Source organism: Alloyangia mangrovi (genome assembly GCF_002300555.2).
GTDB classification, from domain to species: domain Bacteria; phylum Pseudomonadota; class Alphaproteobacteria; order Rhodobacterales; family Rhodobacteraceae; genus Salipiger; species Salipiger mangrovi.
In genome coordinates this window covers 68110-81060 of record NZ_NTHN02000014.1, presented here as the reverse complement: position 1 = coordinate 81060, position 12951 = coordinate 68110, and the positions used below count along the sequence as shown (strand labels likewise).

12 protein-coding genes are annotated in these 12951 nt (G+C 66.3%); 6 read left to right on the top strand and 6 right to left on the bottom strand.

Annotated elements, in window-relative coordinates:
- Nucleotide 1: 1 nt before the first annotated feature.
- A complete protein-coding gene (locus CLG85_RS09905) occupies nt 2-1168 on the bottom strand; it encodes a hypothetical protein (RefSeq protein WP_260348802.1) in 1167 nt (388 codons plus the stop codon).
- Between the two features lie 405 nt (nt 1169-1573).
- Between CLG85_RS09905 and gloA2 the strand changes: the two genes are divergently transcribed.
- The 6 genes from gloA2 (at nt 1574) to cynS (ending at nt 8365) form a co-directional block, all read left to right on the top strand.
- On the top strand, nt 1574-1957 hold the full coding sequence (gene gloA2 / locus CLG85_RS09900) for an SMU1112c/YaeR family gloxylase I-like metalloprotein (RefSeq protein ID WP_095882830.1): 384 nt from the start codon (nt 1574-1576) through the stop codon (nt 1955-1957).
- Between the two features lie 432 nt (nt 1958-2389).
- A complete protein-coding gene (gene nirB / locus CLG85_RS09895; protein ID WP_095882829.1) occupies nt 2390-4864 on the top strand; it encodes a nitrite reductase large subunit NirB in 2475 nt (824 codons plus the stop codon).
- A complete protein-coding gene (gene nirD, locus CLG85_RS09890; protein ID WP_095882828.1) occupies nt 4861-5202 on the top strand; it encodes a nitrite reductase small subunit NirD in 342 nt (113 codons plus the stop codon). Before nirB ends, nirD begins: the two co-directional genes overlap by 4 nt.
- Before the next feature lie 36 nt (nt 5203-5238).
- Nucleotides 5239-6084 (top strand): formate/nitrite transporter family protein, encoded by an 846-nt coding sequence (locus CLG85_RS09885; protein ID WP_095882827.1) that lies wholly within the window; start codon nt 5239-5241, stop codon nt 6082-6084.
- 68 nt (nt 6085-6152) lie between these two features.
- On the top strand, nt 6153-7874 hold the full coding sequence (locus tag CLG85_RS09880; protein WP_217989769.1) for a bifunctional protein-serine/threonine kinase/phosphatase: 1722 nt from the start codon (nt 6153-6155) through the stop codon (nt 7872-7874).
- 23 nt (nt 7875-7897) lie between these two features.
- Nucleotides 7898-8365, top strand: a complete 468-nt coding sequence (cynS, locus tag CLG85_RS09875) for a cyanase (protein WP_095882826.1) — start codon at nt 7898-7900, stop codon at nt 8363-8365.
- 79 nt (nt 8366-8444) lie between these two features.
- Here the strand turns inward: cynS and nqrF are convergent, their stop codons facing one another.
- From nqrF to CLG85_RS09850, 5 genes are read right to left on the bottom strand one after another with little or no spacing between them, the layout of a single operon-like run.
- Nucleotides 8445-9668, bottom strand: coding sequence for an NADH:ubiquinone reductase (Na(+)-transporting) subunit F (gene nqrF / locus CLG85_RS09870; RefSeq protein ID WP_095882825.1), 1224 nt, complete (start codon nt 9666-9668; stop codon nt 8445-8447).
- A 20-nt stretch (nt 9669-9688) separates the two neighbouring features.
- Nucleotides 9689-10297: an NADH:ubiquinone reductase (Na(+)-transporting) subunit E gene (gene nqrE, locus CLG85_RS09865; protein ID WP_095882824.1), complete on the bottom strand. Its 609-nt coding sequence runs from the start codon at nt 10295-10297 to the stop codon at nt 9689-9691.
- The gene (locus CLG85_RS09860) at nt 10297-10950 is read right to left on the bottom strand and encodes an NADH:ubiquinone reductase (Na(+)-transporting) subunit D (RefSeq protein WP_095882823.1); all 654 of its coding nucleotides are present in this window, start codon (nt 10948-10950) and stop codon (nt 10297-10299) included. The genes nqrE and CLG85_RS09860 overlap by 1 nt, the downstream gene beginning before the upstream one ends.
- Nucleotides 10950-11759, bottom strand: coding sequence for a Na(+)-translocating NADH-quinone reductase subunit C (locus CLG85_RS09855; protein ID WP_095882822.1), 810 nt, complete (start codon nt 11757-11759; stop codon nt 10950-10952). Before CLG85_RS09855 ends, CLG85_RS09860 begins: the two co-directional genes overlap by 1 nt.
- A complete protein-coding gene (locus CLG85_RS09850) occupies nt 11752-12951 on the bottom strand; it encodes an NADH:ubiquinone reductase (Na(+)-transporting) subunit B (protein ID WP_095882821.1) in 1200 nt (399 codons plus the stop codon). Before CLG85_RS09850 ends, CLG85_RS09855 begins: the two co-directional genes overlap by 8 nt.

Genomic DNA, 12951 nt, shown 5'->3' with positions numbered 1-12951 from the left:
GTCAGACCACCGCGTCCAGCTGCACCCGCGCGTGCAACAGCGTAACCTCGGGATCGCCAAGCCGGGTGACGCCGAGCGCCCCACTGGAGCCAACGCCCTCGAAACGGATCGATCCTTCCCCGATCTGCAGAAGCAGCGTGTCGCCGTCCTGCGTGACCGACCAGTCGGCAATATCCTCGCCCAGTTGCACCAGCACCTCGGTGCCCGGCGCCAGTTGCACGGTATCGTTCCCGTCCCCCGCCGCGTAGCGCAGCGCCACCGTGCCGCCGCCGAGCGTGATGGCATCGTCACCCCGCCCCGCTTCCAGCGAGATCACCTCGGCCACGGTCAGCGTGATCGCGTCGTCCCCCGCCCCGGTGTCGATGTCGGCGACAGGGCTGCGCGCGGCGCGCAGCCACGCTTCGGGCGTCTGGTCGGCAGCGGGAGGCGCGTCGCCCGACCGCGGCAGAGTCGCCCGCCCGGTCACGGCCGTGATGCTCACCGCATCGCGCCCTGCGCCGGTGTAGATGCCGCCGACCACCCCCGCCGCGAGGGTCACCGCGTCGTCGCCCCGACCCGTGTAGATGCTCTCCACGCTGCCGGCCCGGATGGTGACCGCGTCGGATCCGGCACCGGTATAGACCGACGCGACCTGCCGGGCCTGCAGCGTGACCGTGTCGTCGCCCCCGGCACTGCGGGCGCGCGGGTGCGGATCGGTATAGATGTCGCGCACGATGTCGGCGGCAATGCTCACCGCATCACTGCCGGAGCCGCTGTAGATGCCCGACACGCGGCGCGCGGCGATGGCGATCGCATCATTGCCGCCGCCGGTGTAGACCGACGACACCTCGGCTGCCTGGATCGCCACGGCGTCATTGCCCCCCGGCGAGCGCCCCTGCGGGTCGACATCCGTGTAGACCCCCTCGATCCGCTGCGCCGAGAGCGCGAGGGCATCATGCCCCGCGCCGGTATAGACCTGCGACAGGTTCCCCGCCCTGACCGAAAGCGCATCATTGCCGCCGTAACTGGCAAAGCTCGCCTGGGCGTCGGCGCTGGAATAGCTGGCCGCCGAGGCGCCCGAGTAGATCGCGACGCCCCCCCGCCTGCAGCCGCGACAAGGCCCTGGCCATGTGATCCATCCGGGTTCGGATGCGCTGCAGCCCCCGCTCGCGTGCCTCGCCCAAGCCACGGCCCTCTGCTCCCTCGGCCTCGGCCCGTGCCTCGGCCCGTGCCTCGACCCGGGTTTCCGTGGCGCGCAGCGATGATCCGGTTGCCTGCGTCTCGGTCCCCTGAGACTCGGTCCCCTCTGTCGCCGTCCCCCTGCCCCGGGCGAGCGCGGCGGAGGTCAGCCCGACCTCGGCGCTCGCGCCGCCGGTCCCGGCGCTGGCGCGGAGAAACGACAAGGACAGGCTGCCGAATAGGCTCGGCAAGCTCTGGGTGGACGAGATCGGCACAGTCATGGCGCGGCTCCTTTGGCCGAAAGCCTGCGCCCAGACTCTGAACGAGACGTAAACGCCCACGCCTGGAATGTTTCGCATTGGACCGGTCCCCGCCACACGCCATAAAAGAGCCAGCAACCAAGAAGGGATGCCCCATGCTCCAGGGCCTGCACCACGTGGCGCTGATCTGCGGCGACTATGCCCGTAGCCGCGCCTTCTATGTCGAGCTGCTGGGGCTCGAGGTGATCGCCGAGACCCACCGCGCCGAACGCGGTAGCTGGAAGCTCGACCTCGCGGTGCCGGGGGGCGGACAGCTCGAGCTCTTCAGTTTTCCCGAGCCGCCCGAGCGCCCCTCCCGCCCCGAGGCGAAGGGACTGCGTCATCTCGCCTTCCGCGTGGCAGATGTGGCCGAGGCCGTTCGCTGGCTCGAAGCCGCCGGGGTGGAGGTCGAGCCGGTGCGGATCGACCAGCTGACCAGAAAGCGGTTCACCTTCTTCGCCGATCCCGACGGGCTGCCGCTGGAACTTTACGAGTTCTGACGGCCCCCGAAAGGCCGAGCGTGGTCGCGGAGGCGGCGAAAAGACCCCTTTGGACCGGTTCCCCTGCATCCTAACGCTGATGAAAATTGTCGCAAGCTGCGCCGATCCTGCGCAGCGGCCGCGCAGCATCCCGGCGCAGAGGGGCAATTTTCGCAAAATTTGCCGCACCGCGGATAAGCCCTATTGCGCGAAAATGACATTCGGACGTAACGAGTGACTGTACCGGGTCGCAAAACGCCGCGACCCCGCCGCAACGGCGCGGCAATTTCCGTCAAGAGCCCCAAGCGGGCAGGCAGCAATGGCGCTGCATCTTCGCTCCGACACATGTCGGACCGTGGGATCACGCAAGCGCCAATCTTCCGTTTTCCCTGACAGAAATCGCCGCGGCCCGGGATCTCCCGTTCCGCTTCTCGCTGAAACCGGAGTCCCCTCATGTCCAAGCAGCGCCTCGTCATCATCGGTAACGGCATGGCCCCCGGCCGCCTTCTGGAGCACCTCTTCGAGGCGGCCCCCGATGCCTATGACGTCACCATTTTCAACGCCGAACCGCGGGTGAACTACGACCGCATCATGCTCTCGCCAGTGCTCTCGGGCGAGAAGACCTTCGAAGACATCATCATTCACGGCGACGCCTGGTACGAAGAGCACGGCATCACCCTGCACCGCGGCGAGAAGGTCACCGGCATCGACCGTGTCGCCCGCGAGGTCACCGGGGCCAGCGGGATCACCGCCGCCTACGACAAGCTGGTGATCGCCACTGGCTCCTCGCCCTTCATCATCCCCGTGCCGGGGCACAAGCTGCCCGGCGTGCTGGCGTACCGCGATCTCGACGACGTGGACGGAATGCTGCGGGCGGCCTCGAGGGGTGGCCGTGCCGTGGTGATCGGCGGCGGCCTGCTTGGTCTCGAGGCCGCCGCCGGCTTGAAATCGCGCGGCATGGACGTGACCGTGCTGCACCTCATGCCGACCCTGATGGAGCGCCAGCTCGACCCCGCCGCCGGCTACCTGCTGCAGAAAGAGCTGGAAAGCCGCGGCATCGAGGTGCGCTGCGGTGCCAACACCAAGGCGATCCTCGGCGGAAGCGAGGTCGAGGGCGTCGAGCTGGAAGACGGCACGGTCATCGACGCCTCGCTGGTGGTCATGGCCGTGGGCATCCGCCCCTCGGTGGATCTGGCCCGCGAGGTCGGGCTCGAGGTGGGCCGCGGCATCCAGACCGATCTTGCCATGCGCACCTCCGACCCGGACGTCTTCAGCCTCGGCGAATGCGCCGAGGTGGATGGCCGCGTCTACGGTCTGGTCGCCCCGCTCTACCAGATGGCAAAGGTCGCGGCCGAGCATCTCGCCGGCCCCTCCGAGGCTGCCTTTGCCCATGCCGAGACGCCGACCAAGCTCAAGGTCACCGGCATCAACCTCTACTCGGTGGGCGACTTCGGCGACGGCCCGGACCGCGAGGACGTGGTCCTGCGCGACGCCGCCCGCGGCAGCTACCGCCGGGTGATCCTACGGGACGACCGGGTGATCGGCGCGGTGCTCTACGGCGATGTCGCCGACGGCATGTGGTACAACGAGCTGCTGAAGTCCGGCGAGGACGTCTCGGCGATGCGCGAGACGCTGATCTTCGGGCAGGCGCATCAGGGCGGCCGGATGGACGCCGATCCGCTGGCCGCCGTCGCCAACCTCTCGGCCGATGCCGAGATCTGCGGCTGCAACGGCGTCTGCAAGGGCAAGATCGTGCAGGCCATCACCGACAAAGGGCTGACGTCGCTCGGAGAAGTGCGCGCCCATACCAAGGCCAGCGCCTCCTGCGGCACCTGTACGGGCCTCGTGGAGTCGGTCATGGCGCTGACCCTCGGCGAGACCTTCGCCAAGAAGGCCGAGGGCATGTGCGACTGCACCGATCTCGGCCATGGCGAGGTGCGCCGCCTGATCAAGGCACAGGGGCTGAAGAGCATCCCCGCCGTGATGCAGGAGCTGGAATGGAAGAGCTCACACGGCTGCGCCAAGTGCCGCCCGGCGCTCAACTACTACCTGCTCAGCGACTGGCCGGGCGAATACAAGGACGACCAGCAGAGCCGCTTCATCAACGAGCGCGTGCACGCCAACATCCAGAAGGACGGTACCTATTCGGTGGTGCCGCGGATGTGGGGCGGGATGACCTCCTCGGACGAGCTGCGCGCCATCGCCGACGTGGTGGACAAGTTCGCCATCCCCGACGTGAAGGTGACCGGCGGCCAGCGCATCGACCTCCTTGGCGTGAAGAAGGAAGACCTCCCCGCCGTCTGGGCCGATCTCAATGCCGCGGGTCTGGTCTCGGGCCATGCCTATGCCAAGGGTCTGCGCACGGTGAAGACCTGCGTCGGCTCGACCTGGTGCCGCTTCGGCACGCAGGACAGCACCGGGCTCGGCATCAAGCTCGAGAAGTTCCTCTGGGGGTCGTGGACGCCGGCCAAGGTGAAGCTCGCCGTCACCGGATGCCCGCGCAACTGCGCCGAGGCGACCTGCAAGGACATCGGCGTGATCTGCGTCGATAGCGGCTACGAGATCGTCTACGGCGGGGCCGCCGGCCTGCACATCCAGGGCACCACCAAGCTCGGCACCGTGAAGACCGAGGAGGAGGTGATCGAGATCGCCGCCGCCATGACCCAGATGTACCGCGAGCAGGGCTTCTACCTCGAGCGCATCTACAAGTGGGCCGAGCGCGTCGGCTACGACACGATCAAGGCCGCGATCCTCGACGATACGGACAGCCGCCGCGCCTACTACGAGCGCTTCGTCTTCAGCCAGCAGTTTGCCCAGACCGACCCCTGGTCCGAGCGCGTCTCGGGCGTCGACAAGCACGAGTTCAAGCCGCTCGCCGTCTTCGGCGAAGAGGCTGAAACCCCCGCCAGCGTGGAGCCCGCAGAATGAACGCCCTGACCCGCGACAGCAATGCATGGCACCTCGTCGGCTCCATCGACGACATCCCCAGCCAGGGCGCGCGCTGCGTCGAGAACGGAGAGACCAAGATCGCCGTCTTCCGCACCGCGGACGACCGGATCTTCGCGCTCGAAGACAAGTGCCCCCACAAGAACGGGCCGCTCAGCCAGGGCATCGTGCACGGCGGCTGCGTCACATGCCCCCTGCACAACTGGGTGATCTCGCTGGAAACCGGTGCCGCCACCGGCGCCGACGAAGGCCGCACCGCCTCCTTCCCCGTCCGTCTCGACGGTCGGGACATCTACCTCAACCTCGAACAGGGCGCCTGACCCCAGGCTCCGAACCCTTCAGCAAAGGATACGCAAATGTCGTATATCGCTCCCAAGGAATTCGCGGCCAAGATGGTCGACGCCGGCGAATCCAAGATCTTCATGTCCACCAAGGACACGCTCATCCGCGCCTACATGGCCGGGGCCATCCTCGCGCTTGCCGCCGCCTTCGCGGTGACCATCGCGGTCAACACCGGCAACTTCCTTGTCGCTTCGCTGCTCTTCCCGGTCGGCTTCTGCATGCTCTACCTGATGGGCTTCGACCTGCTGACCGGCGTCTTCACCCTCGCGCCGCTGGCGGTGATCGCCAAACGCCCGGGCTGCACCTGGGGCGGCGTGCTGCGCAACTGGGGCCTGGTGTTCTGCGGCAACTTCGCGGGCGCGATGACAACCGCGGTCATGATGGCGGTGATCTTCACCATGGGCTTCTCGACCGAGCCGAACGCGGTGGGCGAGAAGATCGGCCACATCGGCGAGGCCCGGACCCTCGGCTATGCCGCCGCCGGCGGCGCAGGCCTGCTGACCGTCTTCGTCCGCGCCGTGATGTGCAACTGGATGGTCTCGACCGGCGTCGTGGCGGCGATGATGTCCTCCTCCACCGGCGGCAAGATCATGGCCATGTGGATGCCGATCCTGGTGTTCTTCTACCTCGGCTTCGAGCACTCGATCGTCAACATGTTCCTCTTCCCCTCGGGCATCATGCTGGGCGGACAGTTCACCTGGGTCGACTACTTCGTCTACAACGAGATCCCCGTGGTCCTGGGCAACCTCGTCGGCGGCCTGACCTTCGTGGGCGGGATGATCTACGCCACCCACTTCCGTGAATCGCCGAAGCGCAACGCCGTCCGCAATGACGATGCGGTGCGTGTCCCGGCCGAATAAGCGTTGACCTCAACTTTGGCCCCGCCACCGTGCGGGGCCCCTTTTCATTTCCCTTTCCCGAGCCCGCGATGCCCCGCGACAGCGCCATGACCCAGAGCCTGCACCTCTCGCTCGGCCAGCACGCCCGGCAGGGCATGAAGCCGCAGATGCAGGACTTCCACGGCGCGCTGCTGCCCGAGGGCACCCAGCTTGCGCTGAAGGGTGCCGTGGTGGCGCTCGCCGACGGCATCTCGAGCAGCCCGCACGCCCGCACTGCCGCCGAGATGGCGGTAGGCGCGCTGGTCACCGACTATTACGACACCCCCGAGAGCTGGACCGTGCAGACCGCCGCCGGGCGGGTGATCGCGGCCACCAACGGCTGGCTGCATGGGCAGAGCCGCGCCGTCGCGACGGGCGATCCCGACCGGGGCTTCGTCTGCACGCTCTCCGCGATGATCCTGAAAGGCAGCGAGGCGCATCTCTTCCACGTCGGCGACAGCCGGATCTCGAGGCTTTCGGGCGAAAGCCTCGAGCCGCTTACCGAGGACCACGTGAGCGGCGGGATGCTGTCGCGCGCGATGGGAGTCTCGTCCGAGCTGCGGCTCGACCACCGCCGCGTGGCGCTGCAGGCGGGCGACGTCTTCCTGCTGACCACCGACGGGGTCCACGCCCATGTCACAGGCCGCGACCTGCGCGCGGCGCTCGACCGCGCCACCGATCTCGACGCCGTGGCCGAGCACCTTGTCGGCCTCGCCCTGCAGCGGGGCAGCTCGGACAACCTCACTGCGCAGGTGCTGCGCATCGACGCCCTGCCCGAGCCCGGAAGCGCCGCGCTTGGCGACGAAGCCTCCGTCCTGCCCCTGCCGCCCCTGCCAAGGCCGGGAGACGAGATCGACGGCTTCCGCATCCTGCGCGCGCTGCATCATTCGCCGCGCAGCCATGTCTTCCTCGCGGCCGCCCCGGACGGGTCGAAGGTGGCACTGAAGATCCCCGCCTCGGAGATCGCCGAGAGCGCGGACGCCCGCCGCCGCTTCCTGCTCGAGGATTGGGTGGCGCGGAGGATCGACAGCCCCCACGTGCTGCGCCCCGCTCCTCTGCCCGGCCCGCGCAGCGCGCTCTATGGCGTCACCGAATATGTCGAAGGCGTCACCCTGCGCCAGTGGATGACCGATCACCCCAACCCCTCGCTCGACGCGGTACGCGGCATCATCACCCAGGTCGCAGGAGGCCTCCGCGCCCTCCACCGCCGCGAGATGATCCACCAGGACATCCGCCCCGAGAACCTGCTCATCGACGCAAGCGGAACCGTGCGGATAATCGACTTCGGCTCGGTCGCCGTGGCGGGCGTAGAGGAGGCAACACCCGGCCTCATGGGCGAGATGCCCGGCACCTACCAGTATACCGCGCCCGAGTACCTGTCGGGCGATGTGGTGAGCTGGCGCTCGGACATGTTCGCGCTGGCGGTCATCGCCTACGAGATGCTCACCGGGCTGCTGCCCTATGGCACGCAGGTCGCGCGCATCGCGTCGCGCCGCGACCAGATGCGCCTCGCCTACCGTTCTGCTTGTGACGACAAGAGCGCAGTGCCGCTATGGATGGACGAGGCGCTGGCCCGCGCCCTGCATCCCGACCCGCTGCGCCGCCCCGATGCGCTGTCGGAATTCCTGACCAGCCTGCACCGCCCCTCTCCGGGCTGGCAGGCCGCGCACCGTCGGCCTTTGGCCGCCCGCAATCCAATCCGTTTCTGGCAGGGCGTCTCCGCGATCCTCGCGTTGCTCTGCCTTTTCCTCGCCGCACAGCTAAGCGGCTGATCCAATTCCGAAGGAGCAAGGCCATGAAAGACGCACTCATTCCGCAGGAGCTGACCAAGGACGATGTCGCCGCGCTGATCCTCTCTGCCAAGAAACGCGCGGGCCTGAGCTGGGAAGGCATCGCCACCGCGATCGGCATGTCGCCTGTCTGGACCCATTCCGCCTGCGTGGGGATGAACGCCATGCCCCCCGAGAAGGCCGCCGCGCTGGTCGCCCTGCTGGAGCTGCCCGAGGAAGCGGCCGAGGTGCTTTCGGAAAGCCCCACGAAGGTCTGGAGCCAGACCGTGCCCACCGATCCCTGCATCTACCGGCTCTACGAGATTGTCGGCGTCTACGGGCGGACCATCAAGGCGCTGATCCACGAGGAGTTCGGCGATGGCATCATGTCGGCCATCGACTTCGACATGGAGGTGAGCCGCGTGCCGCACGCAAAGGGCGACCGGGTGAAGATCGAGATGTCCGGCAAGTATCTCGGCTACAACGCCTGGTGAGGCGGAAGCCGGACCGCAAACATCTCTAAGACGCAAAAGGGGGGGCCGAAGCCCCCCTTTTCCAATCCTGCGGGCCAGATCAGCCGCCGAAGTCGTCGAGCATGATGTCTTCGCGGTCGACGCCCAGATCCAGCAGCATCTTGATCACCGACTGGTTCATGATCGGCGGGCCGCACATGTAGAACTCGCAGTCCTCGGGCGCCGGGTGGTTCTTCAGATACTCTTCGTAGAGCACGTTGTGGATGAAGCCGGTGTAGCCCTTCCACTCGTCCTCGGGCAGCGCGTCCGACAGGGCCACGTGCCATTCGAAGTTGTCGAACTCCTTGGCCAGCTCGTCGAAGTCCTCGACGAAGAACATCTCCCGCTTCGAGCGCGCGCCGTACCAGAAAGAGATCTTCCGGTCGCGGTTCTCGAGGCGCTTGAGCTGGTCGAAGATGTGCGAGCGCATTGGGGCCATGCCCGCGCCGCCGCCGATGAAGACCATTTCCTTCTTGGTATCGCGGGCGAAGAACTCGCCGAACGGACCCGAGATGGTGACCTTGTCGCCGGGCTTGAGGTTGAAGATGTAGGACGACATCTGCCCCGCCGGGATCCCGGTCGAGCCCGGCGGCGGCGAGGCCACGCGGACGTTGAGCATGATGATCCCCCGCTCTTCGGGGTAGTTCGCCATGGAATAGGCGCGTTCGATCGGCTCTTCGACCGTCGACTCGTACTGCCACAGGTTGAACTTGTCCCAGTCGCTCCGGTACTCCTCGGCGACGTCGAAGTCCTTGTACGACAGCTTGTGCGCGGGCGCCTCGATCTGGATGTAGCCACCGGCGCGGAAGTTGACGTTCTCGCCCTCCGGCAGCTTGAGGACCAGCGCCTTGATGAAGGTCGCGACGTTCTCGTTGGAAATGACTTCGCATTCCCACTTCTTGACGCCGAAGACCTCTTCGGGGACCTCGATCTCCATGTCCTGCTTGACCGCAACCTGGCAGGACAGGCGGTCGCCGCAGGCGGCCTCGCGCTTGGTGATGTGGCTCTCTTCGGTGGGCAGGATCGACCCGCCGCCCGAATGCACCCGCACCCGGCACTGCGCGCAGGTGCCGCCGCCGCCGCAGGCGGAGGGCACGAAGAGCTTCTGGCCGGCGAGGGTCTGCAAGAGCTTGCCGCCCGCGGGGACCGAGATGGTCTTCTCGCCGTTGATGGTGATGTTGACGTTGCCCGTCGACACAAGCCGCGAACGCGCGAGCAGGATGACGGTCACCAGCGCGATCACGATCAGAGTGAAGAGGATGACGCCGAGGCTGAAAGTTTCCATGAGTTCCTAGTCCTCCTGCCTCAGAGTTTCACGCCGCTGAAGGACATGAAGGCCATGGCCATCAGACCCGCGGTGATGAAGGTGATGCCGAGACCCTGAAGCCCGACCGGAATGTCCGAGTACTTCAGCTTCTCGCGCACACCGGCCATCGCGGTGATCGCCAGCGCCCAGCCGAAGCCGGACGACACGCCGTAGGTGAGGCTTTCGGCAAAGTCGTAGTTCCGTTCCACCATGAACAGCGAGCCACCGAGAATGGCACAGTTCACCGTGATCAGCGGCAGGTAGACGCCGAGCGCGTTGTAGAGCGGCGGGAAGTACTTATCGAGCACCATCTCGAGGATCTGCACCAGCGCGGCGATCACCCCGATGTAGGAGATGAGGCCGAGGAAGGTCAGGTCGATGTCCGGAAAGCCCGCCCATGCCAGCGCGCCGGGCGCCAGCAGGTAGCTCAGGATCAGGTTGTTGGCGGGGACGGTGATAGCCTGCACGATCATCACCGAGACGCCGAGACCCATGGCGGTCGAGATCTTCTTCGACACGGCGATGAAGGTACACATCCCCAGGAAGAAGGACAGGGCGAGGTTCTCGACGAAAACCGCCTTGACCGCGAGAGAGATGAGACCTTCCATCAGTGCGCCTCCACGCTCTGGATCTTGTATTCACGCTCTTCGACCTGACCCGGCTTCCAGGTGCGGATCGCCCAGATCAGCAGGCCGATGACGAAGAAGGCCGAGGGCGGCAGCAGCAGCAGGCCGTTCGGGACGTACCAACCGCCGTTGTTGACCGTCGGCAGGATCGTGACGCCGAACAGCGAGCCCGAGCCGAAGAGCTCGCGGATCACGCCGACGACCATCAGGATCAGCCCGTAGCCCGCACCGTTGCCGATGCCGTCGACGAAGCTGGCCACCGGCGGGTTGCTCATGGCGAAGGCCTCGGCGCGGCCCATCACGATGCAGTTGGTGATGATCAGGCCGACGAAAACCGACAGGGTCTTCGAGATCTCGTAGGCATAGGCCTTGAGCAGCTGGTCGACCACGATCACGAGCGAGGCGATGATGACCATCTGCACGATGATCCGGATCGAGCTCGGGATCTGGTTACGCAGCATCGAGATGAACATCGACGAGAAGGCCGTCACCAGGGTCACGGCGATGGCCATCACCAGCGCCACCTTCAGCGAGGAGGTCACCGCGAGAGCCGAACAGATGCCCAGCACCTGCAGGGTGATCGGGTTGTTGTCGATCAGCGGATCGACAAGCTGCGATTTGCGGGTCTGGGCCATCAGATCTCTCCTGCCTTAAGCCGCTCGAGGAACGGGCCGTAGCCCTGTTCACCCATCCAGAAGCGGACAAGGTTGTCGACACCGCGCGAAGTCAGGGTCGCCCCTGCAAGCGCGTCGATATAGTAGTCTTGGCCGGCGGCCGGCGGCTGCTTGGCGACGGTGATCTGCAGCGTGCCGTCTTCGTCACGCAGCTTCTTGCCGTTCCAGAGCGCCTTCCAGCGCGGGTTGTCGACCTCGGCGCCAAGGCCAGGGGTCTCGCCCTGCTGATAGAACTGCAGGCCGTAGATGTCGTTGCCGTTCTCTTCCAGCGCGATGAAACCATAGAGCGTCGACCAGAGGCCATAGCCCTCGATCGGCAGCACAACCTTGTCGATCGCGCCCGCGTCGTCACGCAGGATGTAGACCATCTGGAAGATCTGCTGCTTGCCGCCGAGACCCGCGGGGTCCTCATCGAGCGCGCGCACCAGCGCCGGATCGCCCGAGGTCGCGAGTTCCTCGAAGGTGTCGATCTCGTACTGGTCGGTGAACTCGCCGGTGGCCAGCTCGAGCACATGCGGCTCGAAATTGCTGAACGCCTCGGCGATGTCCATGCCGGGCTCGTACACGCCCGCGACTTCCAGGACGTTACGCTGCTTGTCGCGCAGGCGGTTCAGGTCCTGCACCGGGCGCAGCGAAACCGCCGCGGCCGACACCACCATCGAGGCGACGAGGCAGAGCACCACCGCCACGGTCACCGTCTTGACGGTGGAATCCGGCGGCATGTCGAGGAAGCGGCGGATGAAGCCCTTGCTTGCGTTGGTGTCAGACATTGCGCTTGGCCCTCCGCTTGATGTTGGCCTGGACGACGAAGTAGTCGATCAGCGGCGCGAAGACGTTGCCGAAGAGGATCGCCAGCATCATGCCTTCCGGGAAGGCCGGGTTGATCACACGGATCATCACAACCATGAAACCGATCAACGCGCCGTAGATGTAGCGGCCCACGTTGGTGTGCGAGGCCGAAACCGGCTCGGTGACCATGAACACGAGGCCGAAGGCGTAGCCGCCCACCACGAGGTGCCAGTACCAGGGCATGGCGAACATCGGGTTGGTGTCGGAGCCGATCACGTTCAGCAGCGCCGAGAAGCCGATCATGCCTGCAAGGCAGCCGACGATCAGGCGCCAGTTGGCGATTTTCGTGGCGAGCAGGAAGGCCAGGCCCAGAAGGCAGGCGATGGTCGAGGTCTCGCCGAAGGAGCCCTGGATCGTGCCGACGAAGGCATCCATCCAGCTGATGCCATGCGCGGGCAGCGAGGCGACGCCGTCGCTGGCGCTGACCGACAGCGCGGTCGCGCCGGAGAAGCCGTCGACCGGGGTCCAGACGCGGTCACCCGACATCTGCGCCGGGTAGGCGAAGTAGAGGAACGCCCGCCCGACCAGAGCCGGGTTGAGGAAGTTCTTGCCGGTGCCGCCAAAGACTTCCTTGCCGATCACCACACCGAAGATGATGCCAAGCGCGACCTGCCAGAGCGGCGCGGAGGCGGGCATGATCAGCGTGTAGAGCATCGAGGTCACGAGGAAGCCCTCGTTCACCTCGTGGCCCCGGACCACGGCGAAGATCACCTCGAAGATGCCGCCCGCGATCAGCGTCACGATGTAGATCGGCAGGAAATACAGCAGCCCGTGCAGGATGTTCGCCAGCGGGTTGGCCGGGTTGAAGCCGATGCCGAGCGCGTCGATGATCGCCGCGCGCCAGCCCGAGGCGCCATACTCGGCGATCGCCATGTTGGTCTGCAGGCCGGTGTTGTACATGCCGAAGAGGATGCAGGGGATCGTCGCGATGACCACGTAGGTCATGATCCGCTTCATATCGATATACGAGCGGGCGTGGGGCGCGACGGTGGTCACCGTCTTCGGGGTGTAGATGAAGCTTTCCACCATCTCGTAGACGGGGAAATATTTCTCGAACCTGCCGCCCTTCAGGAATTGGGGCTCGATCCGATCGAAGAAATTGCGCAGACCCAA